General features: G+C 65.4%; 20 protein-coding genes and 1 tRNA gene. 10 read left to right on the plus strand and 11 right to left on the minus strand.

Annotated elements, in window-relative coordinates; translation table 11 throughout:
• Positions 1 to 7: 7 nt before the first annotated feature.
• The 5 genes from KSS90_RS09885 to KSS90_RS09905 are packed head-to-tail and all read right to left on the minus strand — an operon-like array spanning position 8 to position 6,964.
• Positions 8 to 1,453 carry an alginate export family protein gene (locus tag KSS90_RS09885; RefSeq protein ID WP_217869208.1) on the minus strand — a complete coding sequence of 482 codons (1,446 nt, stop codon included), beginning with the start codon at positions 1,451 to 1,453 and terminating at the stop codon, positions 8 to 10.
• Positions 1,450 to 2,898: an SEL1-like repeat protein gene (locus KSS90_RS09890; protein ID WP_217869209.1), complete on the minus strand. Its 1,449-nt coding sequence runs from the start codon at positions 2,896 to 2,898 to the stop codon at positions 1,450 to 1,452. Before KSS90_RS09890 ends, KSS90_RS09885 begins: the two co-directional genes overlap by 4 nt.
• A gap of 9 nt (positions 2,899 to 2,907) precedes the next feature.
• A complete protein-coding gene (locus KSS90_RS09895; RefSeq protein WP_217869210.1) occupies positions 2,908 to 4,059 on the minus strand; it encodes a PilZ domain-containing protein in 1,152 nt (383 codons plus the stop codon).
• A 16-nt stretch (positions 4,060 to 4,075) separates the two neighbouring features.
• Positions 4,076 to 5,608 (minus strand): glycosyltransferase, encoded by a 1,533-nt coding sequence (locus KSS90_RS09900; RefSeq protein ID WP_217869211.1) that lies wholly within the window; start codon positions 5,606 to 5,608, stop codon positions 4,076 to 4,078.
• 54 nt (positions 5,609 to 5,662) lie between these two features.
• The gene (locus KSS90_RS09905; protein ID WP_217869212.1) at positions 5,663 to 6,964 is read right to left on the minus strand and encodes a nucleotide sugar dehydrogenase; all 1,302 of its coding nucleotides are present in this window, start codon (positions 6,962 to 6,964) and stop codon (positions 5,663 to 5,665) included.
• Between the two features lie 610 nt (positions 6,965 to 7,574).
• On the opposite strand from KSS90_RS09905, the gene KSS90_RS09910 reads away from it, so the two are divergent.
• The 6 genes from KSS90_RS09910 (at position 7,575) to KSS90_RS09935 (ending at position 12,332) form a co-directional block, all read left to right on the plus strand.
• On the plus strand, positions 7,575 to 7,964 hold the full coding sequence (locus KSS90_RS09910) for a helix-turn-helix domain-containing protein (RefSeq protein WP_046855102.1): 390 nt from the start codon (positions 7,575 to 7,577) through the stop codon (positions 7,962 to 7,964).
• A gap of 63 nt (positions 7,965 to 8,027) precedes the next feature.
• Positions 8,028 to 8,666 (plus strand): response regulator transcription factor GacA, encoded by a 639-nt coding sequence (gene gacA / locus KSS90_RS09915; protein WP_023631421.1) that lies wholly within the window; start codon positions 8,028 to 8,030, stop codon positions 8,664 to 8,666.
• 9 nt (positions 8,667 to 8,675) lie between these two features.
• On the plus strand, positions 8,676 to 10,499 hold the full coding sequence (gene uvrC / locus KSS90_RS09920; RefSeq protein WP_217869213.1) for an excinuclease ABC subunit UvrC: 1,824 nt from the start codon (positions 8,676 to 8,678) through the stop codon (positions 10,497 to 10,499).
• Between the two features lie 33 nt (positions 10,500 to 10,532).
• The gene (gene pgsA / locus KSS90_RS09925; protein WP_038706385.1) at positions 10,533 to 11,093 is read left to right on the plus strand and encodes a CDP-diacylglycerol--glycerol-3-phosphate 3-phosphatidyltransferase; all 561 of its coding nucleotides are present in this window, start codon (positions 10,533 to 10,535) and stop codon (positions 11,091 to 11,093) included.
• Positions 11,094 to 11,157: 64 nt separating this feature from the next.
• A tRNA-Gly gene (locus KSS90_RS09930) sits at positions 11,158 to 11,233 on the plus strand.
• Positions 11,234 to 11,567: 334 nt separating this feature from the next.
• Positions 11,568 to 12,332 (plus strand): SDR family oxidoreductase, encoded by a 765-nt coding sequence (locus KSS90_RS09935; RefSeq protein ID WP_217869214.1) that lies wholly within the window; start codon positions 11,568 to 11,570, stop codon positions 12,330 to 12,332.
• Between the two features lie 108 nt (positions 12,333 to 12,440).
• On the opposite strand, the gene nhaA is transcribed toward KSS90_RS09935, so the two are convergent.
• Positions 12,441 to 13,643 (minus strand): Na+/H+ antiporter NhaA, encoded by a 1,203-nt coding sequence (gene nhaA / locus KSS90_RS09940; RefSeq protein ID WP_217869215.1) that lies wholly within the window; start codon positions 13,641 to 13,643, stop codon positions 12,441 to 12,443.
• 517 nt (positions 13,644 to 14,160) lie between these two features.
• On the opposite strand from nhaA, the gene KSS90_RS09945 reads away from it, so the two are divergent.
• Genes KSS90_RS09945 through KSS90_RS09955 form a run of 3 tightly spaced genes read left to right on the plus strand, consistent with a single transcriptional unit; the run spans position 14,161 to position 21,458 of the window.
• Positions 14,161 to 16,941 carry a TonB-dependent receptor plug domain-containing protein gene (locus KSS90_RS09945; RefSeq protein ID WP_217869216.1) on the plus strand — a complete coding sequence of 927 codons (2,781 nt, stop codon included), beginning with the start codon at positions 14,161 to 14,163 and terminating at the stop codon, positions 16,939 to 16,941.
• A complete protein-coding gene (locus KSS90_RS09950; protein WP_217869217.1) occupies positions 16,931 to 18,655 on the plus strand; it encodes an ABC transporter ATP-binding protein/permease in 1,725 nt (574 codons plus the stop codon). Before KSS90_RS09945 ends, KSS90_RS09950 begins: the two co-directional genes overlap by 11 nt.
• Complete coding sequence (locus tag KSS90_RS09955) at positions 18,645 to 21,458, plus strand: M16 family metallopeptidase (protein WP_217869218.1); 2,814 nt, start codon at positions 18,645 to 18,647, stop codon at positions 21,456 to 21,458. Before KSS90_RS09950 ends, KSS90_RS09955 begins: the two co-directional genes overlap by 11 nt.
• Positions 21,459 to 21,467: 9 nt before the next feature.
• On the opposite strand, the gene KSS90_RS09960 is transcribed toward KSS90_RS09955, so the two are convergent.
• The 4 genes from KSS90_RS09960 to KSS90_RS09975 all read right to left on the minus strand — a co-directional run bounded on the left by KSS90_RS09960 (position 21,468) and on the right by KSS90_RS09975 (position 23,841).
• A complete protein-coding gene (locus KSS90_RS09960) occupies positions 21,468 to 22,412 on the minus strand; it encodes a FecR domain-containing protein (protein WP_217869219.1) in 945 nt (314 codons plus the stop codon).
• Complete coding sequence (locus KSS90_RS09965; protein ID WP_217869220.1) at positions 22,409 to 22,897, minus strand: sigma-70 family RNA polymerase sigma factor; 489 nt, start codon at positions 22,895 to 22,897, stop codon at positions 22,409 to 22,411. The genes KSS90_RS09960 and KSS90_RS09965 overlap by 4 nt, the downstream gene beginning before the upstream one ends.
• 90 nt (positions 22,898 to 22,987) lie before the next feature.
• Positions 22,988 to 23,392 carry a DoxX-like family protein gene (locus KSS90_RS09970; protein WP_217869221.1) on the minus strand — a complete coding sequence of 135 codons (405 nt, stop codon included), beginning with the start codon at positions 23,390 to 23,392 and terminating at the stop codon, positions 22,988 to 22,990.
• On the minus strand, positions 23,389 to 23,841 hold the full coding sequence (locus KSS90_RS09975) for a thiol-disulfide oxidoreductase DCC family protein (protein ID WP_217869222.1): 453 nt from the start codon (positions 23,839 to 23,841) through the stop codon (positions 23,389 to 23,391). Before KSS90_RS09975 ends, KSS90_RS09970 begins: the two co-directional genes overlap by 4 nt.
• Before the next feature lie 114 nt (positions 23,842 to 23,955).
• On the opposite strand from KSS90_RS09975, the gene KSS90_RS09980 reads away from it, so the two are divergent.
• A complete protein-coding gene (locus KSS90_RS09980; protein ID WP_217869223.1) occupies positions 23,956 to 24,159 on the plus strand; it encodes a DUF1289 domain-containing protein in 204 nt (67 codons plus the stop codon).
• Here KSS90_RS09980 and KSS90_RS09985 read toward each other — a convergent pair.
• Positions 24,122 to 24,826, minus strand: a complete 705-nt coding sequence (locus KSS90_RS09985; RefSeq protein WP_217869224.1) for a phytanoyl-CoA dioxygenase family protein — start codon at positions 24,824 to 24,826, stop codon at positions 24,122 to 24,124. The genes KSS90_RS09980 and KSS90_RS09985 overlap by 38 nt on opposite strands.
• Positions 24,827 to 24,946: the final 120 nt, after the last annotated feature.

The following is a 24,946-nucleotide window of genomic DNA, read 5'->3' on the forward strand; positions in this document are numbered from 1 at the left end:
CCGGTCCTTAGTAGCTGATCACCACGCCGACACTCAGCTGGTAGTCGTCACCGCTGTCCAGCGCGCTGCCTGCGTTGAGGTAGCTGGCGCTGACCAGGGTGTTGACGTCCAGGCGCTTGCCGTCGAGGGCTACCGGGAACATCTTCCAGTAGTAGTTGAGGTCGATCATCTGGCCGACGTTGTCGCCCTTGCCGTGCAGCCTGGCGTTCAGTTCGCTCTGGCGTCGGGCGCGGGCATCGGCGGCCATGCGGATCGGCAGCGCGCCGCCCTCGTCGCGCAGGTTGAGCTGGGTCACCCGCAGGTCCAGGGCGCTGCGCGCGGTGGGGCGGGTCTCTAGGGCGAAGCCGTAGTAACTCAGGTTGCGCAGGTCGAGGGCGACGAACGCACTGGTGAGACGCGTGCTGTACGAGCCCTGGCGGGTGATGCGGTCGGACTGGATCGGGTTGAGCCGGAAGCCGTCGTTGTCGTCGTCCGGCTTGTCGGTCAGGCCGCCGCGCAACGCCAGGCGCGGGGTCCAGGGCAGCGTCTCGAAGCGCTTGCCGACCTCGCCCAGCGCCGCCCAGCCTTTGCTGGCGTGGCCGGTGCTGGTGACGCCGTTGCCGGCGGTGTTGTCCATCTTGCCGTCCAGTGCCGCCAGTTCCAGGTGGTAGTCGGTGGCCAGGGGCAGGTTGTCGCCCTTGAAGAACAGCCCGTAGCGCCAGCCCTTGAAGTCGTAGCGATCGTCGACGTCGTGGTCGCTGCGGTCGTTCTCCTGCATCAGGCGCACGCCGACCTGGTTGTTCGGGCTCCAGCGATAGGCGTACTGGCCCATCAGGTACAGCGTGCGCTCTTCGCTCGCGGCCAGCGAATTGACGTCGGTGTTGTAGTTGTGGAATTTCTGCCCGAGCGCGACGAAAGCGTCGGAGAAGGTGTCCTGGTAGTCGAAGCGCACCGACTCCAGGCTGTCGTCCCACCAGATGCCGTAGTCGTCGGCGAAACGTTGGCGGCCGAACGACAGCGAGAAGCGCGGGTCGTCGCCGATCAGGTTGCGCTTGACGTACAGCTCGCGCAGTTCGGCGTACCAGCCCTCGGGTTGTTCGCGGGCATTGTTGTTGGTCGATTCGTTGGCCAGGTTGCTCGACTGGCTGGAGTCGTAGTTCAGCCACAGGCGACCATAGACCATCCATTTGGCCCAGCGTTTTTCCGGCGAGTACCAGGCGAACGACGGCTCGTAGCGCAGGCTGTAGAAACTCTCGCGGTCGCGGCCGACCTGGGAGTCCTGCGGGCCGTAGCCGGTCTGCAAAGTGAGCTTGTTGAAGAACTCCGAGGTGATCACCGGCTCGCTGCCGTCAACGGTCGCGACGCGCATCGGCGCGCTGCTGTCGGCCTCGGGGCCGGTGACTTCCTCGGCTGCCAGCACCGTCAGCGGCGCCAGGGCGAGCAGGGCGCCGAGCAGGGGTGGGTGCGCTTTCACAGGGTGGGCTCCTTCAACAGATCGTTGCGCACGGCCAGGGCGCGCTCGATGTCATCCTTGGGCAAGGTCTTGTCCAGCCGTTTGATCAGGCCACGGGCGCGGGTCTCGCCGAGGTCGAGGGCGATGCGGGCGTAGGTGTAGGCCTTGACCGGGTCGTGGCAGATGGCCCGGCCGCGCAGATGCACGGTGGCCATGCGGTACCAGGCGGCGGTCGAGCCTTGCTCGGCCTGTTGCCGCCAGATGGCCAGGGCGCGCTCCTGGTCGGGCTGGTCGAGGCCGCCCTTGCTGTACAGGTCACCCAGCAGCAGGCGGGCGTCCGGGTAGTGGGCGGCGATCAGCTCGTCGATCAGTGCATGGGCCTTGTACGGGTCCAGGGTCAGCCAGTTGTTGACCATGTAGAACTGGGCATCCAATGCCTTGGCGCGGGTCGGGTCCTTGGCCCTTACCTGGGTGATCAGCGCCTGGGCCTGTTCGGCGTTGTGCTCGGTGGGGTTGGAGATCATGAAGTTGGCCTTGGCCACCAGCGCCGGCAGGTAGCCACGGGCGACCGCGTTGTCCAGCCAGCGCTGGGCCTCGGCGATGCCGTCGGCGCGCAGCTGGTCGTCGGCCTTGTCGCGGGCCAGTTGCTCGGTCGTCGGCTCGACCTTGGCGCCCATGGCGCGGCTCTGGCGCTGCTCGCGTTCGGCGTCCAGTTCGGCGCGGGTGGTGCCATGGATGCTGTCCAGCAGCGCGCCGATGCGCTGCACGACCTCCACCGGCAGGCTGGCCATTTCCGGCTCCAGGCTGCGGGCGAAGGCGAGGAAGGCCGGGTCCTGGCGCTCGCCGAGGAAGCGGTAGTAGCGCTCGATGCCGCGTGGGTCGATGCGTGCTGCCTGCTGGTACCAGCGCTCGGCCGCGGCGCGGTCGCCCTGGCGCTCGGCGACCACGGCGCGATACAGCTCAGGGCGGCAGTTGAGCAGGCAGCTCTGTTCGTACAGCGCCAGCAGTTCGGCGGCGCGCTCGCCCGGGAACAGCTGCGGATAGACCAGGAACACCTCCAGGCTGGTGCTGGTGCTGCGCGGGTCACGGTCGTTGGGGTAGCGGGCCAGGGCCTGGCGCATCCATGCTTCGTGACTGCGCTGCAGGCGCGGGGTGCGGTCGAGCAGGCGCGCCAGCGAGGCCAGCGCCGGGATCTGGCCGTGGCCGTCGGCGAAGGCCTCCTGGTACAGGCTGACGATGTCCTGGCGGTTGGCACTGTCGCTGTTGGCCAGCACATCGCCAAGCAGTTGCTTGGAGGCCAGGTCGCCACGCTCGGCGAGGGCGCGCAGGTCGCTCGTGACGTCGGCGCCCGGGTCCTTGTACAGCGCGTAGCGGATCTGCTCCAGGCTCTGCCCGGCCCAGCCGCTGCCGGCGCAGACCAGGCCGAGGCCGGCCAGCAACAGGCGCGGGGCGTTCTTGGCGTTCATGAGCGGCCCTCAGTTGCCGCTGCCGAACGGCAGGCCCAGGTACAGGTCGACCGCCACGGCTTTCTGGTAGGCCGCCGCCGGCAGCGGGCTGTCCGGCTGGATGGTCAGCGCCAGGTTGTGGTTCAGCTCGTCGGAGCGGGCGTCCACCACCTTGCCGCTGAAGTGCTGATCGAGGCCGAACACCTGCATGTCCACCGAGCGCACGCGGCTGACATCGGCGAGCTTGTCGAACGGCACGTTGGCGCGCACGAACATGGCCTCGCCCTTGGGCAGCAGGTGCATCATCGGCGCGGCCTTGTAGCCATAGCCGTCCAGCGGTTGCGACGGGTACCAGACCTGGCAGTCGCAGGGGCTGTTGATCACCGTCTCGACGCTGGCGCGGCCCAGTAGTGCCTGCAGATCGCCCGGGGCAAGGTCGGCCAGGGCCTTCATGTCAGCCGGGCTGGTGAAGCTGGTGGCCAGCTGGGTGGAGATGTTCGCCAGTGGTTGGCCGGCGCGCACCTCGGTGGCATCGCTCGGCAGCAGGTACTTCACGTAGCCGTTGTCCGGCATGCTGATGACCTGGGCGTTGCTCGCCACCGTAGCCTGCAGTGCCGGGATGCGGAAGAACAGCAGGTAGCCCTTGTAGCCGACGAAGCCCAGCGCGGCCAGGCCGGCGGCGGTGTACAGCGCGGTGCCGGCGATGGCCTTGAGGCGCTCGCCCGGCGTGCGTGCGCGGGCTTGCTGGTGCTTGCGCGCCTTGATGTAGTTTTCCCGCTGCATCACGTTGAACAGGCCGTTGATGTCGGCAACCTCGCCCGACAGGTAGGCGCTGATCAGGTAGCGCAGGATGTCGCGCTTCTGCGCGTCGAGGTCGACGAACTGCGCGCCGACTTCCTTGCCGCGCTGGGAGACGATGCGCACCTTGCCTTCGATCGCCAGGTCGACCTGGTTCAGGCGCAGCTGGATCGAGGCGTCGTACAGCGCGCCGATGGTCAACGGCGCTTCGTGCAGCAGGCCGATGCCGCCCAGCGAAATGTCGGCCAGGTCCGCCTCGAGCGGCTCGCGCCCGGCGCCGGCCAGGCGTACCCGGGCGTTCATGCGGGTGCGCACGTACTGACGCTCGTCGATGGCTTCGTGGACGATGTTGGCCGGGGCCGCGGGGGTATTGGAAGTACTCATGTGCAGGCGCCTTTCCTTAACGTTGCGTGAGTTCTAGAAGCACGGTGATGACCCCGAAGAAGATGGCGATCGAGGAGCACAGCATCGCCTTCGAGGACCAGCGGTTGAGGTTGGCGTCGAAGTCGACGCTGCCGGTGGCCAGGGTGGTCTTCTGCCGCGTCCAGCGTTGCTGGTCCATGTGGAACATCGCGTAGACCTTCATCAGCGAGCCGACGATCTGGTTGTAATAGAGAACGAAGGGGTACATCGGGCTGACCGGGTGCCCGGCGAAGACGAACAGCACGGTCACCAGGCTGCGCGAGATCAGCACCCAGAACAGGTACACCAGCAGGTACTGGATGCCGAACACCAGGCCGGCCACCACCGAAGCGGTCAGGCCCATCAGGCAGGTCCACATCGACACGCGCTGGTCGAGCAGCACGTACAGGGTGAACAGCCCCAGGCGCGCGCGGCCGAGCAGGGCAGTGGCGCGGAAGTTCTGCCGCAGCGAGTTGCCGTACCAACGGAACATCAACTGGCGGGTGGCGACCCAGAAGCTGTCGCTGGGTGGGTGCTCGACGGTCAGGGTGTGGCTGTCGGGCACATAGAAGGTGTCCCAGCCGGCGCGCATCAGGCTCAGCCAGCTGGACTTGTCGTCGCCGGTGAGGAACTGGAAGCGGCCAAGGCGCCAGTGCTCGAGAAAATCCGCCTCGACGTCGCGGATGAATGCCGGGTCGGTCATCACCCCGGCGCGGAAGAACGACAGCCGCCCGGTCAGGGTCAGCACCCGGTGCGACAGGGCCATCGAGCACATGTTGATGTGCCGCTGGACGAAACGCATCGAGTGCCATTGGCGCATCCAGCGGCTGCCCTCGACCTCGCAGAACTCGTTGGTGGTCAGGCCTCCGACGTCGGGCAGCACGGCGAACAGCTTGACCGCCCGCTCGACGCAACCGGGCAGCATCATGGTGTCGCCGTCGACCACGCCGACCACCGCATCCTCCAGCGGCATCTGCCGCGACAGGGCACGGAAGGCGTGGGCCAGGCCATCGCGCTTGCCGGTGCCGCGGGCGCGGACGATGACCAGGCGGATGTCGTCGCGGCCCTGCACCTCGTCGCGCATGATGTCCTTGATGAACTGCTCGTCACCTTTCTCGACGATCGAGGCGATCACCGTGCATGGCACCTTGAGTCGCTGCACCTCCTGGAATACCGACTGGTATACCTTGAAGGTGGTATGGGTGGGGATACGAAAGCTCGTTACCACCATGAACATGTGCGATGGCAATGCCGCGTCGCCCAGCCGCTCGACCTGGCGGCGCAGGCGTGGGAAGCGCCAGTGCAGGAAGTACATGCCGCGCAGGTAATGGACGATGGCATTGCCGTAGCGCCACATGCCCAGGGTGCCGATGATGAAGATGAACTGGTGATGGCCTGGGTCCAGGTACTGCGGCGCGACCATCTGCGCGGCCAGCGCGATGAGCCCGGCGAGCATTGCCCAGGCACAGAAGGTGGCCGCTGCGCGCAGATACCCCGGGGCCGCGAGAGGCCGCTGTCGTTGTCGTTCCATGGCGCTGTAGCTCCTTGGGTCGGGGCCCGCCGCAGGGGCGGGCATCGGCGTGCCTTACCAGCAGATGCCGTGGTGTTGGGCGTTGCTGCCGCCGGCCATGAAGCCGACCAGGTCGATCACCTGCTTGCCGGCGTCGAGCGCCTGCACGAAGCGTTCGTCGTTGTTGCCCAGCACGATCACCTCGGCTTCATCGATCACCTGCTGCAGGTCGCTGCGCAGCAGGGCGCTGACATGGGGGATCTGTTGCTCGATGTACTGGCGGTTGGCGCCGAACTGCCGTGCATGCTCGACGTTGGCGTCGAAGATACGCAGCTCGTAACCTTTCCCGATCAATTGCTCGGCCAGGGTCACCAACGGGCTCTCGCGCAGGTCGTCGCTGTTGGCCTTGAAGGCCAGGCCCAGCAGGGCGATGCGGCGCTTGCCGGCCTGGGTCACCAGGTCGAAGGCGGTCTGCACCTGGTTGCGGTTGCTGGCCATGATCGCGCCGAGCAGCGGATGCGCCACGTCAAGCTGGCTGGCGCGGTAGGTGAGGGCGCGCACGTCCTTGGGCAGGCACGAGCCGCCAAAGGCGAAGCCTGGGCGCAGGTAGTAGCGCGACAGGTTGAGCTTGTAGTCCTGGCAGACCACGTCCATCACTTCACGGCCATCGACCCCCGAGGCCTTGGCGATGTTGCCGATCTCGTTGGCGAAGCTGACCTTGGTGGCGTGCCAGACGTTGCAGGTGTACTTGATCAGCTCGGCGACCTCGATCGACTTGCGGATCACCGGCGCGTCCAGGCCTTGGTACAGCGAGGCGAGCAGGTCGCCGGAACGGCTGTCGAGTTCGCCGATCACGGTCATGGCCGGGAAGTCGTAGTCCTGGATCGCCGTGCTCTCGCGCAGGAACTCCGGGTTGACCGCCACGCCGAAGTCGCGCCCGGCCTGCTTGCCCGAGGCCTGCTCGAGCAGCGGAATGACCACGTTCTTCACCGTGCCCGGCAGTACCGTGCTGCGCACCACCACGGTGTGGCGGCTGGCCTTGTCGCGCAGGGCCGCGCCGATCTCGCGGCACACCGCCTCCATGTACACCAGGTCGAGGTCGCCATTGGCCTTGCTCGGGGTGCCGACGCACAGCAGCGACAGCTCGGTGGCGAGGATCGCCGCCTGCACATCGGTGGTGCCGCGCAGGCGCCCCTGACGCACGCCGTCGAGCAGCAGTTGCTCCAGGCCCGGCTCGACGATGGGCGAGCGGCCCTGGTTGATCATGTCGATCTTCGCCTGGGCGACGTCCACCCCCAGCACCTGATGCCCACGTGCCGACAGGCAGCCGGCGCAGACCGCCCCCACATAGCCGAGTCCGAAGATACTGATGTTCATAGATCCCTCTCCCCAGGCGCGGCGCAAGGCCGGCCGAGATACTCAGTTCAAGAAGTTATGCAAATGCCAGACGCGCAGGATCAAGCCGCGCTAGATAGGTAGCGGTACAGGCTGTTTCGTGGTGGTCTTTTTACATCCTAAGGAGTTTTCTGATAGTGCGGCAAGGGTTGTTAGTTAGTTTGTTGTGAATTTTCTTAAGTCTTGTCCTGTTAGTTAAAAAATCGTTAAAAAACAAATACATAAAGTTTGATGTAAGTTGGGCGTCAAAAAAATGATTGTGTAATTAGTGTCGATATAATGGCGTCAAAACGGTGATTTACGTGATTTTCGCAGCGCATTTTCCTGCGCAGATTCAGCTGGCTGATTAAAGTCAGTTACGCTCTTTCCTCTGTCCGCCATCGCGGGCCAGCCCCTCGCACGGGCGGCACAAGTCCTGAAGACGGCAGCGCTGAATCAACGGTGATGGCCGTGTCTGTCCCCTGATCCCGCGCGTGGCGCAATGATGGCTTGCAAGGATTGGATCCAATTGGCATAGTGCCGGACGATTGTGCAGACATTCACTCGGGTGCGGGATGCGCCCGTCTTCCATTCATGCAAAGGAGGCAAGTAGATGAACGGATTTGGTCCGCGACTCAGAGAAGAGCGCGAACGCCTGGGGCTGACCCAGCGCATTTTCGGCGATATCGGCGGTGTCGAGCCCAACGCCCAGGGCAAATACGAGAGCGGCGAACGCACGCCGCGCATGGATTACCTCGCGGCGGTCGCGAGCCGCGGCGTGGATGCGCTGTATGTGCTCAGTGGCGTGCATACCCCAGCGCCCCTGGACAGCTTGACCTCGGATGAGAACCGCCTGCTAGGCGCCTTTCGCCGCCTGCCATCGGCAGATCAGGCCGCGGTGTGGCACCTGCTCAACCGCCTCGCGGGTGAAGAAGGTGGCCATGAAGGGCTGCGCATGCGCCGGCCTGACCGGCAGGCATATTTCCATGACGCTTTGCGCTAGGTTCGTTGTGAAAAATTTTGTTAAGGTGGCGGGATCCAATCGCCCCACTGACGAGGTGTCTGCTTGATTAGGGTCCTGGTGGTCGACGATCACGATCTGGTGCGTACCGGCATCACACGTATGCTGGCCGACATCGATGGGCTGCAGGTGGTGGGGGAGGCGGACTCCGGCGAGTCCGCCCTCAAACTGGCCCGCGAGCTCAAGCCGGATGTGGTCCTGATGGACGTGAAGATGCCGGGGATCGGTGGGCTGGAGGCCACGCGCAAACTGCTGCGCAGCCATCCGGACACCAAGGTGGTCGCGGTGACCGTGTGCGAGGAAGACCCGTTTCCCACCCGTCTGTTGCAGGCGGGGGCCGCGGGCTATCTGACCAAGGGCGCCGGGCTCGACGAAATGGTCCAGGCGATCCGCCTGGCTTTCGCCGGCCAGCGCTACATCAGCCCGCAGATCGCCCAGCAACTGGCGCTCAAGTCTTTCCAGCCCCAGGGTTCGCCGTTCGATGCGCTGTCCGAGCGGGAAATCCAGATCGCGCTGATGATCGTCGGCTGCCAGAAGGTGCAGATCATCTCTGACAAGTTGTGTCTGTCGCCCAAGACCGTCAATACTTACCGTTATCGAATCTTCGAAAAACTCTCGGTCACCAGCGACGTCGAATTGACCTTGCTGGCCGTCCGCCACGGTATGGTCGACGCAAGTCTTTAAGCACACTTCATGTCACAACCTTTTGATGCAAGTGCGTTCCTGGCGACCTGCAGCGGTCGCCCGGGCGTTTACCGGATGTTCGACGGCGAGGCCCGCTTGCTGTACGTGGGCAAGGCCAAGAACCTCAAGAAGCGCCTGGCCAGCTATTTCCGCAAGACCGGCCTTGCGCCGAAGACGGCTGCCCTGGTGGGGCGTATCGCCCAGGTCGAGACCACCATCACCGCCAACGAAACCGAGGCGCTGCTGCTCGAGCAGACGCTGATCAAGGAATGGCGCCCGCCCTACAACATCCTCCTGCGCGACGATAAGTCCTACCCATATGTGTTCCTGTCCGACGGGGAGTTCCCACGCCTGGGTATCCATCGCGGCGCCAAGAAGGCCAAAGGCCGTTATTTCGGCCCGTATCCCAGCGCCGGTGCCATTCGCGAGAGCCTGAGCCTGCTGCAAAAGGCGTTCTCGGTGCGCCAGTGCGAAGACAGCTACTACGCCAACCGTACCCGCCCGTGCCTGCAGTACCAGATAAAACGCTGCAAGGGGCCGTGCGTGGGGCTGGTGGCGCCCGAGGAATACGCCGAGGACGTGCGTCACTCGGTGATGTTCCTCGAGGGCCGCAGCCAGCAGTTGGGCAACGAGCTCAACGCCGAAATGGAAAAGGCCGCCATGGCCCTGAATTTCGAGAAGGCCGCCGAGTTGCGCGACCAGATCGCTCTGTTGCGCCGGGTCCAGGACCAGCAGTACATGGAAGGCGGCTCCGGCGATGTCGATGTGGTGGCGGCTTTCGTCAACCCGGGCGGCGCCTGCGTGCATCTGATCAGCGTGCGTGGCGGGCGGGTGTTGGGTAGCAAGAACTTCTTCCCCCAGGTGGGTATCGAGGAGGAGGTGGCCGAGGTCATGGCCGCGTTCCTTTCCCAGTACTACCTCGGCAACGCCGAACGCGAGCTGCCGGGCGAGCTGATCGTCAACGTGGTGCATGACGACTTCGCCGCCATCACCGAGGCGGTACAGACCTTGCGTGGCCGCGAGCTGAGCATCAGTCACCGAGTGCGCGGCACTCGGGCGCGCTGGCAGCAACTGGCGGTGACCAACGCCGAGCAGGCCCTCAACGCCCGTCTGGCCAACCGCCAGCACATGGCTGCCCGCTTCGAGGCGCTGGCCCAGGTGCTGGGCCTGGACGAAGTGCCGCAGCGCCTGGAGTGCTACGACATCAGTCACTCCAGCGGCGAGGCCACCGTGGCCAGCTGCGTGGTGTTCGGCCCGGAAGGCCCGCTCAAATCCGACTACCGCCGCTTCAACATCGAAGGCGTGACCGCCGGCGACGACTATGCCGCCATGCATCAGGCGCTGATGCGCCGTTACGGGCGGATCAAGGACGGCGAGGGCAAGCTGCCCGACGTGCTGCTGGTGGACGGCGGCAAAGGCCAGTTGAACATGGCCCGCGAGGTGATGCAGGAGCTCGGCCTGACCGATCTTACCCTGCTCGGTGTGGCCAAGGGCGTGACCCGCAAGGCCGGTTTCGAGACCCTCTACCTGAACGACGCGGCCCACGAGTTCACCCTCAAGGGCGACTCGTCGGCCCTGCACCTGATCCAGCAGATCCGCGACGAAGCCCACCGCTTTGCCATCACCGGCCATCGCGCTCGGCGCGGCAAGGCCCGGCGTACCTCGAGCCTGGAGGACGTTGCCGGGGTCGGGCCCAAGCGTCGCCGCGACCTGCTGAAACATTTCGGCGGCTTGCAGGAGCTCAACCGCGCCAGTGTCGACGAGATCGCCAAGGCCCCAGGCATCAGTAAAAAGCTTGCCGAGTCGATTTATGCCAGCCTGCATAGCGAGTAGAATGCCGGGTTCAACTCGCAGCCAGTCGTACCGATGAATATTCCAAACCTGCTCACCGTTCTACGCGTCCTGCTCATCCCGATCTTCATCCTGCTGTTCTATGTGCCCTATCACTGGAGCTACATGGCCGCCAGCACGGTGTTCGCTATCGCCGCCGCCACCGACTGGCTCGACGGCTACTTGGCACGTCGGCTGCAGCAGAGCACCCCGTTCGGCGCCTTCCTCGATCCGGTGGCCGACAAACTTATGGTCGCCGTGGCCCTGGTGTTGCTGGTGCAGGTACATGCCAACTTCTGGCTGACGCTGCCGGCGGCGGTGATCATTGGCCGTGAGATCGTCGTTTCGGCGTTGCGCGAGTGGATGGCCGAACTTGGCGCCCGCGCCCATGTGGCGGTGTCGAACCTGGGCAAGTGGAAGACCGCCGCGCAGATGCTGGCGCTGGTGATCCTGCTGGCCAACCCACCGTTGCTGACCTTCTGGGTGGTGCTGGGCTACGGCTTGCTGCTGGTGGCGGCGGGGCTGACCCTGGTGTCGATGGTGCATTACCTGGTGGCCGCCTGGCCGCACCTGCGCGAAGGTTCGGAGCAGAAGTAAAAGTTTTTTTGAATCAAGGGGTTGACGACGTTCTGTAAATCGCTAGAATGGCACCCATCACGACGCGGGAATAGCTCAGTTGGTAGAGCACGACCTTGCCAAGGTCGGGGTCGCGAGTTCGAGTCTCGTTTCCCGCTCCAAATTCGATCCGCAGTGCGTCGCTGGGATCACAAAGAAGAGGCCGAAAGGCCTCTTTTTTTGTGCCTGGAATTTGGCCGGGCAAGCGTTGCTGGTTTATCGGAAACCAGCTTCCCACTGTTCGAGGCTTCCTGTGTCGATTCGATCGGTCAGCCCAGGTGCTCTTGGTCCAGAATCGCATCGCTGCATTCAGTGTCGCGTTGTCGGCCTTCGATGCAGGCGTAGTAAGTTGCGGCGAGTCGCGCACATTGCGCAAGAAACGGAGAGTATCGCCCCGTATCCCACCCGATAGTACCCCGCGCACCCTGCAACCATCTTCAGGACGAGGTACTACTCATGCAACTGGCAGGCAAAGTGGCAATCATCACCGGCGCCAGCTCCGGTATCGGCCGTGCGGCGGCGACCTTGTTCGCCCGGCACGGCGCCAATCTGGTGCTTACGGCTCGGCGCCGGGTCGAACTCGAACAGTTGACGGCGGAAATCGCGGCGATGGGGCATGGCCGGGCCCTCGCCGTGGCCGGCGACATTACCGATGCGGCGCTGACCAGGGAGCTGGTGGACATGGCGGTGGCGCGTTTCGGTGGCCTGGATATCGCCTTCAACAACGCCGGCACCCTCGGTGAACTCGCCCCTGTTTCCGAGCTGACGCTGGATGCCTGGCAACATACCTTGCACACCAACCTGACCAGCGCATTCTTGTGTGCCCAGGCGCAGATCCCGGCCTTGCTGGACCGTGGCGGTGGCTCGCTGATCTTCACTTCGACCTTCGTCGGTCACGCCGTGGGCATGCCGGGCATGGCCGCGTATGCGGCGAGCAAGGCGGGCTTGGTTGGGTTGGTCCAAGTCATTGCGGCGGAGCAGGGCGCTCAGCGCATCCGGGCCAATGCGCTGCTGCCGGGTGGCACCGACACGCCCATGGGCCGTAGCGCGATGAGCAGCCCCGAGGCCCGGGTCCATGTCGAGGGGCTGCATGCACTCAAGCGCCTGGCCAGGCCGGAAGAGATCGCCGAGGCGGCGTTGTTCCTGGCTTCGGACGCGTCGAGTTTCATGACTGGCACGGCGATGGTGGTGGATGGTGGGGTGTCGGTAGTTCGGGGTTGAGGTCTGCTGCCGTAATTGTGTGGCGCTTGTGCAAACTATCGCGGGGCAAGCCGGCGTATGGATACCTACGTAGTGCTCGGGGCTGCCAGGCAGCCCCGAGCGGTTAGATCAATCCACCGGCTTGGGTGCGAAGCGCAGGATCAGGCAGGCAATGATTGCCGACAGTAGCGAACCCAGCAGAATACCGATCTTGGCCGCATCGATTTTCTCGACCTGGCCCGGGAAGGCCAGGTCGCCGATGAACAGGCTCATGGTGAAGCCGATACCGCACAGCATGGCCACCCCGTAGATCTGCAGCCAGCTGGCACCATGGGGCTTGCTGGCGAGACCAGTCTTGACCGCCAGCAGTACACCGCCGAACACGCCAAGCTGCTTGCCCAGCAGCAGGCCCAGGGCGATGGCCAGCGGCAGCGGGGCGAAGATATCTTCAAGGCCCAGGTCGCCGAACGAGACACCGGCGTTGGCGAAGCCGAACGCCGGCACGATGAGGAAGCCGACCCACGGCGCCAGGCCATGCTCCAGCTTGAGTAGCGGGCTGGCCTCGCGGGCCTCGCTGCCACCGGTGCTGTAGGGAATCAGCAGGGCGCCGACCACGCCGGCGATGGTGGCATGCACGCCCGACAGCAGGGTGACGTACCACAGCGCGGTCACACCGATCAGGTAAGGCCACAGGCTGACCACGCGTAGGCGGTTGCAGGCCAGTAGCACGGCGATGATGCCGGCGGCACCGGCCAGGGCCAGCAAGTTCAGCGACGAGGTATAGAACACCGCGATGATCGCCACCGCGCCCATGTCGTCGATGATCGCCACCGAAACCAGCATCACCTTCAGTGACAGTGGCGCATGCCGCCCGAGCAGGGCCAGGGCGCCGACGGCGAAGGCGATATCGGTGGCCGCCGGGATCGCCCAGCCTTTGGACAGTCCGGGCTCACCGCCAGCCACTGCCAGGTAGATCAGCGCAGGCACGGCCATGCCCATCAGCGCCGGCAGTGCCGGCAGGCGGCGCTGCTCCCAGCTGGCCAGGCGGCCGTCGACCAGTTCGCGCTTGATTTCCAGGCCCACCAGCAGGAAGAAGATCGCCATCAGGCCATCGTTGATCCACTTGTGTACGGTCATCGGCCCGAGTTTTTCGGTGAGTTCCGGGCCGACGGGCAGGTGCAGCAGGTGCTGGTAGGCACTGGCCCAGGGGCTGTTGGCGATGACGATGGCCAGCGCGGCGGTGAGCATCAGCAGTACGCCGCCGGCCGCCTCGGTGGCCAGCAGGTGGCGCAGCATCGAGCGCGGCTTGACGGTTGGAAGGGGGGCGGTCATGTAACGGTCCTCGTTCATGGCATCACCCTCGCAATGGCAGTGGCGCGGCGTGCAACGGGCACGGCGAGACGCTGGCACCGGACATGGCGGGCCACTGCGGCGAAGGGCGAGAAGAAGGATGGGGAATGCGGCGCAGCGACCCACGCCGTAAAGGCACGGGGCAGGAAGGGCCATGGGGAATGGGGGCATGCGTGCAACATGGACGAATCTCACGGAAAACAAATGAATGTTCTCCGTATTCGGGAAGGCTCCCGGGCGCACGCAGCACACGCCAGGCGGCAATTCTAGCTATGCGGGGGATGGTATGCACTGAGATTTTGAGTCGAAATGTTGCCAGGGAGCCTGTTCGCGACCTGGAAAGAGGGTGGGCCCTGGGGTCCGCACCGGATAATTCGCGCTGGCCTCTGCCACTTTTTTATCAGAGGGGGTTGTCCCTTTTGCGATTCCGCTCGGCATAAGAGATCGATAATGATTCCCAGTTCGCTGGGGTCGACTCTGCCTAGCACGGACACCCTCGATGCCTTCCGACACTTCGCGTTTCCCGGTACTGCTCTGCGCTTCATTGTTTCTGGCTGCTGTTCCCCCGGCGCTTGCCGAAACGCCGGCAGCCACCCGCGGACAGGCCGGCCAGCTGCAGTACTTTGCCATTCCCGCCGGCCCCCTGGGCCAAAGCCTGGCGCGTCTTGCCGAACACAGTGGCGTCCGGCTTGCGTACGACTCGCGCCTTGTAGACGGTTACCAGGCGTTGCGCCTGGAAGGGCATTACAGCATCGCTGGCGCCCTGGAAGCCTTGCTGGCCGGTAGCGGCCTGACGATCGTCGATACCGGCACCGGTTACCTGATCCGCCGCGACCAGGCCAATGACGAACAGGCGGTGCGCCTGCAACCGACCAACGTCAACAGCCTGCACAATGAAGACGAGCAGCGCTTCTCCAATCCTTTCACGCTTAGCGCCGAGCAGATCGACAAGCGCCCCCAGGCCAACAGCAACCTCACCGACCTGTTGCGCAGCCACCCGGTGGTGCAGTTCTCCAACAGCAGCCAGAGCGGTCTGAACCAGGGCGAGATCAAGCCCGATTCGATCTCGATCCATGGCTCGCGCCCTTACCAGGGGTTGTTCAGCCTGGACGGCATGCGCATGAACAACGACCTCGATCCGGTCGACCCCGGCAACGGCGTGACCTTGGCCTCGGGCACCTCCAGCGAGCAAGGCTTCTACCTCGACAGCCGCCTGATCGACAGCCTCGAAGTGCATGACTCGAACATCTCCGCACGCTACAGCGGTTTCACCGGCGGCGTGGTCGAAGCCACCTCGCGCAGCTGGCGCGGCGGGCAGGGCGGGCGCGTTTACTACCGGCACAGCGATGCCGACTGGAACCACACCTTCAGCGACAGCCGCCTGGACTTCGACAGCGCCAACAATAGCGTCGACCGCCCGGCACGCTTCCAGCCCAAGTACCAGAAAAGCGACTACGGTGCCTGGGCCGAGACCCAGCTGGCGGAAAACCTCGGCGTGGTGGTCAGCGCCTCGCGACGCGATTCGAAGATCCCCATGCGTGATCTGGGTGGGCAGGCGCTGATGGTCGAGGGTAGCGAACTGGTGCCCCTGGACAGCCCGGCACGCAATCGTCAACAACGCCGCCAGTCCGACAACCTCTCGGCCAAGTTCAGCCTCTATGCCACGCCCGAGACCACGCTGCACTGGACGGTGCTGTACTCCGGCTACGAGGAGCAGATGTTCCAGAACAGCATCGCCGACTCCGGCTACCGTAACAGTCACGATGGTCTGGGCAGCATTCTCAAACTCGAGCAATTGACCGACCTGGGGCGCCTGGATCTGTCGGCCAGTTATCGGCACATGACCGATGAGCGCGACGGCGATACCGATTTTCGTATCCTGGTGCGCGACTTCACCGACTGGCGGGCCCCAAGGAACTACCAGTACGGTGGCCCTGGCAGCCTTGAGAGCTACCAGGACACCGTCGAACTGTCCGGCCAGTTCGCATTCGACCAGTTGCGCACTGGCGTGCTGGGCCACCAGGTGACGGTCGGGGCGGGGGTCAACCAGGTCGATGCCGAATTCAAGCGCGAGCAGACCTACTACTCGGCCACTTTTACCGGCATGCAGGACTTCTACAACCTGCAACAGGTCGACGCTTTCTTCGCAGGTTCCACATCCACCCGCTACACCAGCTACCACCTGTTCCTCGAGGATGCCGTGGAGTGGGGCCGGGTGACCGTGCGCCCAGGCGTACGCCTGGACCGCGACGACTTCGTCGGGCGCGACAACCTTGCGCCGCGCCTGGCGATTTCCTGGGATGTGCAGGGCAACGGCGACACTGTGCTCAAGGCCGGGGCCAACCGCTACTACGGCAGCTCGATGCTCACCTACGCCCTGTATGGCGCGCAGAACGGCGGCCTGAAGCATTGCTACGGCGACCCCAGTTGCCTGGCGCTCAAGGACAGTGGCGACGGCAGCTGGGACGCCACGCCCGACTACGAGGGCCTGGACGGCCTCAAGACCCCCTACAGTGACGAGCTGATGGTGGGCCTCAGCCAGCGCTGGGGCAACAGCCTGTGGTCGCTGCAGTACGTCAATCGCAAGCACCGCGACGAGGTGCGCAGCCGGCCCAAGTACCCGGACAGCCGCGCCAGCGACAAGCGCAGCGTCAAGCAGTTCACCAACGACAGCAAGACCGACAGCGACAACGTCTACCTCAGCGTGAGCATGCTCGAGCCGCTGCGCTGGCAGGGCGCCGAGCATGTCTTCGGTGCTTCGTTGGCCTGGCAGCGCACCCGTAGCGACACCGCGCTGGAGCTGGGCTACACCGATATCGACCTGAGCATGAAGCTCGATCCGGACAAGGCCTGGTACAACGGCAAGGTGATCAGCGCCAAGGACCTGCCCGCCACCGATTTCAACGCGCCCTGGAAACTCAACCTGGACTGGCAGGCCACCTGGCAGGCCCAGGGCCTGTCGCTGTTCAACCGGCTGACCTTCGAGAGCAGCCGCGACCAGGTCTACAAGCACGACACCGACGCCGACGGCTACTACACCTTGCCCGACAGCGGCCTGCGGGTGCGCAAGTACAGTTCGGCGCGGATCGGTTCGCTGTGGCGCTGGGACACCAGCCTGCAGTGGAAGCCGGCGTTCGCCGGTGGGCTGGGGTTCACCGCCGAGGTCAACAACCTGTTCAATACCCGCAACCAGAGCGACACCCTCAACTGGCGTGGCGAGACCTACAAGGTGTACCAGCCGGGACGCCAGTTGTGGTTGGGGCTGTCCTATGACTTCTGAGCGCTCGCTGCCGATCAACCGGCTGCGCCAGTTCTGGGCCATTTGCCGGCCTTTCTGGTGTTCGCGCCAGGCCTGCCCAGCGTGGGCGTTGCTGGTAACGGTAGTTGGCCTGACCCTGTTCGGGGTATGGCTTAACGTGCAGCTGAACGAATGGAACGGTGCCTTCTACAACGCTCTGCAGGCGGTCGACGGTGGCACGCTGTATCGCCTGTTGTACCAATTCGCCGGGTTGGCGGCGGCGATGATCCTGTCGGTGGTGTATGCCGACTACTTGCGCAAGCAGTTGCTGATCCGCTGGCGTGCCTGGCTCACCGAGCATATCGTCGGGCGCTGGCTGTCTGCCGATGCCTGCCACTATCGCCTGCAGGTGCAGGGGCGCGAGCCGGACAATCCGGATCAGCGTATCGCCGACGACGTGCGGCAGATGATCGAGCTGACCCTGCAGTTACTGCTGTCGTTCATCCGCGCGCTGCTGACCCTGGTGTCGTTCGTGGCCATTCTCTGGACCCTCTCGGGCAGCTTCGGCTTCACCTTGTGGGGCAACGAATACCGCCTGCCTGGCTACATGGTCTGGGCCTGCGTGCTGTACACCGTGGTGGGCATTGGCCTGACCCGCTGGATCGGCGGCGCGCTGCAACGCCTGAACTTCCAGCAGCAACAGCGCGAGGCCGACTACCGTAGCGCGCTGATCCTGCGTCGGCGCAGCAGCGAGGCGATTGCCGGCCAGCGGGGCGAGGCCAGCGAACGCAAGGCGCTGGGCCGGCGCTTTGCCGAAGTGGTGGGCAACTGGTACCAGTTGATGCGCGCCGAGCGCAACCTGGCGTTCTTCACCGTGGGCTACAAGCAGGTGACGATCATCGCGCCGTTTTTCTTCGCCTTGCCGGCGTTCCTGGCCGGACAGCTTCAGCTCGGCGGGCTGATGCGCATCCAGTCGGCGTTCGGACAGGTTTCCAGTTCGCTCAGCTGGTTTATCCATGCCTATCGCGACATCGCCTTGTGGTCGGCCTGCGTGGAGCGGCTGCACGGTTTCGTCTGCCTGCTCGAAGCCAGCCCTGGCCAGCCGACGGAGGATGGTGCGCCGGCCCCTGCGCTGCTGGAGGCACGCCTGGGTGTCGAGCACGCCGATGGCCGCCCGTTGCTGGCGCCGCTGACCCTGCACCTGTTGCCTGGCAGCCTGACCCTGCTGCGGGGACGGTCCGGGCTGGGCAAATCGACCCTGCTGCGCACGCTGGCCGGCTTCTGGCCCCATTTCCATGGCACGTTCATGGGCCGCGCCGAAGCGTTCTGGATACCTCAGCATGGGTATCTGGCGGACGAAGCCCTGGCTGAGCTGGTCGCTTATCCCAAGCCGGCGGACGCCTTTACCGAGGCGCAACTGCGCGAGGCGCTGATGGCGGTTGGGCTGGGCGACTGGGCACAGCGGCCATGGCTGCGGGCCGACTGGCGGCAACGGCTGTCCGGTGGCGAGCAACAACGCTTGCTGTTCGCGCGCCTGCTGCTCAACCGCCCACGGTTGCTGCTGCTGGACGAAGTCACCTCGGCGCTTGATCCGGACACTGCCAGCGCGTTGCTTTCGCTGCTGCGCAGACGCCTGCCCGACAGTGCCATCGTGCTGGTGAGCCACCAGCCTCATCTGGCTGCCCTGGCCGATCAAGTGATCGACCTGGGTGGCCTTCCCTATGCTGCAAAGGAACCCCACGTCGATGTTCAGTAGAATCCTGTTACTCGCCTGTGCATTGAGTCTGGCGGCCTGCAATGTCACACCTTCGAGCACCGCCGAGGGTGTCGAAGCCGCCCAGGCTTCGGGTGAGCTGCCCGTACGCCCGGGCTTGCGTGACTATCGCCTCGACAACGGCTTGCGCGTGCTGCTGTTGCCTCGCCAGGCGCCCGGCGTGGAGCTGCGCCTGCTGGTGGCCAGCGGCTCGATGCAGGAAACCGCGGAGCAGCGCGGCCTGGCGCATTTCGTCGAGCACATGGCGTTCAAGGGTAGCCGACACTTCCCCGGCAAGTCCGGGTTGCAGGCGCTGGAGCGCGAAGGCATCAGTCTTGGGCCCGACATCAATGCCGCGACCCGCTTCAACAGCACGCTCTACAAGCTGTCACTGCCCGATGGCGAGACCGACCTGGCCTTGCGGGTGATGGCCGATTGGGCCGGGCAGGTGAGTTTCGAGCCAGCCGCCTTCGAGGCCGAGCGCGAGGTGATCGTCGAGGAGTGGCGCATGCGCCAGGGCGTCGGCCAACGCATCAACCAGCAGCTCGAAGCGCTGCGCTATGCCGACAGCGACTATCGGCAGCGCGATCCAATCGGCGACCTGGAGGTCATCCGCCATGCGCCGCTGCGGCAAGCCCAGGCCTACTACCGCGACGGCTACCAGCCACAGCGCATGACGCTGGTGCTGGTCGGCAGTTTCGATGAAGACAAAGTGCGAAAGGCGATCCACCAGGGCTTCTCCGGCTTGACCCGTGGCCAGGCCGCCAGTGCGGCGCAGCCTGCGTTCCATGGCGGTACAGACCTGCGGGTTGCCCAGGTGTTCGATGCCGAGCAAAGTCAGCGCCTGTTGCAGTTCGCCCTGCAACGCGACCTGGCGGCACCGCTCGACACGCAGAACGGCCAGTGGCGAGACCTGATCGATGCCCTGTGGCTCAGCGTGCTCGACGAGCGCCTCGACCTGCTGGTCGAACGAGGTGGCTTCAGCAGCGCCGGTACGGCCGAGCGCTCGAACCTGCTCGATGCGCGGCGGGCCCAGTACCTGTTCCTGCTGCGCTTGCGCGATGATGACCTGACCGGCGCCGCCGAGCGGCTGTTCACCGAGTTGCGCAGACTGGCCATCCAACCGGTGACTGCCGACGAGCTGACGTCGGCCAAGCATCGCCTGCTGGACAAGCTGCAGGGCCAGGCCGCCGCCCAGGAACGCTACGCCCATCAGGTACTCGCCGACGGTCTGGCCGATGCCCTGGAATACCGCATGCCGATGTTCGACAAGCGCCAGCAACTGGCCCTGACCGAAGCCTGGTTGCCGCGCATTGGCGCCGATCACCTGCGTGCGGCGGTGGCCGAGCTGTTGCAGCAGGCTTCGCCGCGCCTGGCCGTGATCGGGCCGGACAGCGATGCCGGACGTTTCGATGACCGCCATTTCCAGGCCGTGTGGCAACGGGCGCTGGCCAGCCAGCCGGGGGCGTTCGCCTTGTTGGCGGGCCCGCGAGCGCTGGAGCTGGCGCAGCCCAGCTCTGGCAGCCTGAGTGACCTGCCTGGGTTGGGTACGGTGGGTGCGGAACAGTGGCGGCTGGGCAACGGCATCCGGGTCATCGTCAAGGCCGACGCCAGCCTGCAGGACAATGTCCGTCTGGAGCTGCGTCAGGCCGGCGGCGGCTCGCTGGAAGACGAAGACCAGGCCGGCCAGCGGCACTGGGCCATCCAGCTGGCCGAACGCAGTGGCTATGGCGCCTACTCGCCACGCCAACTGGCGCGTCTGGGCGACAGCCTGGGCGTACGCGTGCAGCCGTTCAGCGAGAGCCTGTTCCATGGCGTGCGCGGCACCGCCCCGGCTGACCAGATGGAGGCGTTGTTCAAGCTGCTTAACCTCAAGTTGACGGCGGCGCGGTTCGACGCCGGGCAACTGGACGCGCTGCGCCAGCGCATGGCCGATGACCTGCAGCGCCAACCGGCCGAACGACGCTACATGGATGCGATCAACCGTGGTGCCTACGCCAACGGCCAGCACCTGGTCAGCGACCCACAGGGGCCCTGGCGGCACTTCGATGTAGCGCAACTGGCCGGCGTCCACGCCGAGCTGTTTGCCGTGCGCCCTGGCATGACCCTGGTGGTCTCCGGCCCCGTGGATCTCGCGCAACTGCGTACCCTCAGCCGCACCTGGCTGGCCAGTCTGCCGCTGGCCGACAGCGTCCAGCCACACTGGCGTGACCGTGGCGTGCGCCCACTGCACCAGGCGATGAGCGAGGTCTATGCCTGGTCGAAGAGCCCGAAGAGCATGGTCAGCGTGCTCTACAGCAGCCCGGCCAGTTGGCGGCGCGAGGATGTGCTGGCGCTGCAGATGCTGGACCAGATCGCCAGCCTGCGCTTGCGCCAGGCGATTCGTGAGGACGCCTCAGGGGTCTATGCCATCGGCTTTTCCCAGTTGCTGGCGCGCCTGCCATCGCCTTACTACCTGGCGCGGCTCAACTTCACTGCCGCCCCGGACCGGGCCGAGGCGCTGGCAGTCCAGGCCCGTGGGGTGATCCAGCAGATCGCCGAGGGCGGCATCAGTGCCAGCGAGCTGCAACAGGCTCGGCAAACGCTGCTCAACGAGCAGCGCCAGCAACGGCGCAGCGCGTCGTACTGGACTGAGGCGCTGATGCAGGTCGCCATGACCGATGGGGATTTCAACGCCCTGGCCGTCGAGCCAGAACAGCTGCGCGCGCTCGATCTGCACACGGTCAATCGTCTGGCGGCCCAGTGGCTGGGGCGCAACCCCAAACAGTTCGTGCTGGCACCGCACAAGCTCAGCGAGCGCCTATAGGCGTGGTGATCAGGCCGGCTCCAGTGTTGCCCAATAGCGGCTGCGGTAGCGCACCTGCACCGGCAGCACCTGGCCCAGGGTCGCCAGCACCTGTTCGGGCTGGAGCAGGTCGAAGGAGCCGGAAATGCGCAGCTGGGCGATGCGTGGATCGCAGCGCAGGATGCCCGGCCGGTAGCGGTCCAGCTCCTGGACGAACTCGCCCAAGGGCATGCCTTCGCTGATCAGCAGGCCGCGGGTCCAGGCGTCTGAGGCCAGCGGCAACGGCCTGCGTTCGAGGTGGTGATTGGTCAGCAGCAATTGCTGGCCGGCCGTCACGCGGTGTTCGCCATCGGCCAGTACCACGCCGACCTGGCCCCGGTACACCGAGATGCGCGTCGGCTGGTCATCCAAGGCGCGAACGGCAAAACGGGCCTGGTCGGCCTGGATCAACGCCCGGCCGCTGCGCACCTGGGTGAAGGCCGGCACGGTCTGGCGTGTGTCGACCATCACCTCGCCACGCAGCAGGGCGATCAGCGTGCCGTGGCGTTGCGCCTGGATGTCCAGGGCGGTGGCGGTGTTGGCGTCGAGCGTCAACTGCTCGCCCAAGGTCAGCCGACGCTGTTCGCCCGTGGCGGTACGCAGGTCGGCATCAAGGTTTGGCCAGGCCAGTTGCTGGCCGCTGTAAGCGATGCCGCCGACACCGCCGAGCAAAAGGCAAAGCTTGCCGACGAAGGCACGCCGCGAAGTGGCGGGCGGGCTGGAGCGCCAGGCCGACAACAGCAGCTTGCCGTCGTCGCCCGATAGCCGTTGCTGCAGCGCCTGCACCCGTTGCCAGGCTTGCCGATGGGTGTCGGACGCGTCCAGCCACGCTTGCCAGCGTTGGCGTCGCGGATCCTCGGCATGGGCTTCGCGCAGCTCGATGTACCAGTCCAGCGCGGCATCGATGCAGGCCTGGGCGTGGCGGTCGTGATTCATGCCTCCAGTTCCAGGCAGAGCAGCAGCGCCGTGCGCATGTACTTTTTCACCGAGCTCACGGTCACCCCCAACTGTTCGGCGGCCTCGGCGTACTTCAGACCGTCCAGCTGGCACAGCAAGAACGCCTGACGCACCTTGGCCGGCAGGCTGGCGAGCAGGCGGTCGAGGGCGTACAGGCTTTCGAGCAGTGAGCAGGTCAGCTCCGGTGACGGCGCCAACGCTTCGGGCAACTGCCCTAGGGTGATCAGATAGGCGCGCTCCAGCTCCTTGCGCCGTACCTTGTCCACCAGCAGGCCGTGGGCGATGGTACGCAGGAACGCGCGGGGCTCGCGCAGGCCTTCGAGATTGCGGCCCAGCACCTTGACGAAGGTGTCCTGGGCCAGGTCGGCGACTTCGCTGGAACAGCCCAGGCGCCGCTGCAGCCAGCCTTTGAGCCAGCCGTTGTGCGCCTGGTAGAGGTCGGCAACGACATCGTTGGAGTTCATCGTGGTTCGGCTATGTCGAATTAAAGGCTAATGATAATCATTGGCGATTCATTGTGCCATTATTCTGAGCAGTCGGATGTCGATGCCGAATCAGCGCTGTGCCTCGTGGCACGGATGGTGAGTTGCAGGCAGCTCCTGGGTGATCCAGGCGCAGGCACACAGCGCGATCCCTGCCAGGTTCAGCGAAACCGGGTTGAAGGCGTCCACCAGCATCGACGGCTGCATCACCGCCACATCCACCAGCAGCCCCAGCAGCACGCCCGCGGCGACCAGCAATGGCCAGGCCAGCCGTGGCATCAGCAGTAGGGCAGCGAGCACCAGTTCGGCGACGCCGGCAGCCTGTGACAGCCAGATCGCCTCCCCGAGCCCGTGGGCATGCAACAGCACCTGTTCACCGGGGCTGAGGAGGATGAGCTTGGGCACCAGCCCGTGGTAGGCGAAGACGAATGCCAGGCTGGCGCGCGCCAGCCAATGCACCTGGCGCAGGCGGTTCATGGCTGCACCTCGAGAAAACGCCGCTGGTGGTCGGGGCTGGGCAGCAGGCATTGCTCGTGCTTGCCGAACAGCCGATAGCGATTGACTGCCACGCGCGTGTACAGCCAATCCCGTGGCCCCTGCGGGCAGATGCGCAGCGCCCGCAGCAGCGGCCAGGCGCCGGGCAGTTGCCGGGCGACCTCGAAGAACGCCTCGGAGCGCACCCAGTAGTGACGGTCGCGAATCACCGCCATGGTGTCGAAGGCTTCCAGCGGCAGGCCTGCCCAGGCGAGCAGCGCCTGGCCTTGCGCTGACTGCACCGTGGCCAGGCGAATGCGTCGATGGCGATCATGGCGGATGACGAACTTCGCCCAGCCGTTGCACAGCTTGCATACGCCGTCGAACAGCAAGACGGTTTCTCCGGGCGCTAGCAGTGGCGCAGGGGTAGGGCGTTCCAGGGCGGTGGGCATGGCTTGATTCCATTCAGGCAGTGGCGCGGCATTGTATAGGGTTCAGGCAGGCGCAGGGGCATGCACCCTGTGGCGCGATGCCGGTATGATGCGCCCCCGAAAGTGGAGTGTGCCATGGCCAAAGACATCGACAACCCTTGCGTTTCGCTATGCCAACTCAATAGCGAACTGTGCGTCAGCTGTGGCCGGACCCGTGACGAGATTCGCAAATGGCGCGGTATGAAGCGCCCGGAAAAGATGGCGACCGTGCAGCGCGCGGCGGCGCGGATGAAGGCCATCGTCAAGAAGAACGCCAAGCGCCAGGCCATGGCGCCGTGAACGGGTAGTCCGAGGGCTCGAAGCGTTCATGTGTGTCCATGTCGACACCACGCAGCTGCGCGGTTTCCTGAAACGCTGCATACAGCGGGTCGGCGGCATAACCGATCAGCAGCGCGCGGCGCGGCGCACCGCTGACATTAAGGCTGCCGGCATGTACCAGGTCGACATCGAACACCAAGGCATCGCCCGCTTGCCCAGCAAGCTGAACGCTGCGCGATTCGTCACTGAAGTCGAACGGCGGCTCGCCCGCGGTGGGACGATGGCTGCCGGGGACGATACGGGTGGCGCCGTTGTCCGGGCCGTAATCGTCCAGATAGACCATCACCCCCACCGTGTCCCCTGGGCGCCGCGCCGCCAGATCACGGTGCAGCCGCTGATGGCCGCCCCCGGCAAGCGGGGCGCGCCCCTCGACCTGATAGAGGAAGAACCGTTCGCCGATCAACGCGCCGACCGTTGCCAGCACGTGTGGCAGGCGGCATACGGCCTGGACTCGCGCTGCGCCGTCCAGTTGCGAATGGCGCCAGTCCCTGGCGCGTGGTACAGGCCAATGGTCCGAGGGCTTCACCCCGGCCTCGAACACTTGGCGCAGCTCGTCCAGCCATTGCTGCGGGATCGCTTGGCGCAGCAGCGCGTAGCCGTCCTGGTGGAGCTGTCGGTGATGGGGCATGGCGCTCTCGCTATCCTTGTCGGTCGCGTGTCGGCCAAGGGTAGTGAGCACGGGTGGTTTTTGCGAGGGGCAATGGCTGCGTGTCTTTGCTCAATCACTTCTAGACTTGCGCAGATCACC

The sequence above is a fragment of the Pseudomonas maumuensis genome (assembly GCF_019139675.1).
Lineage (GTDB): Bacteria > Pseudomonadota > Gammaproteobacteria > Pseudomonadales > Pseudomonadaceae > Aquipseudomonas > Aquipseudomonas maumuensis.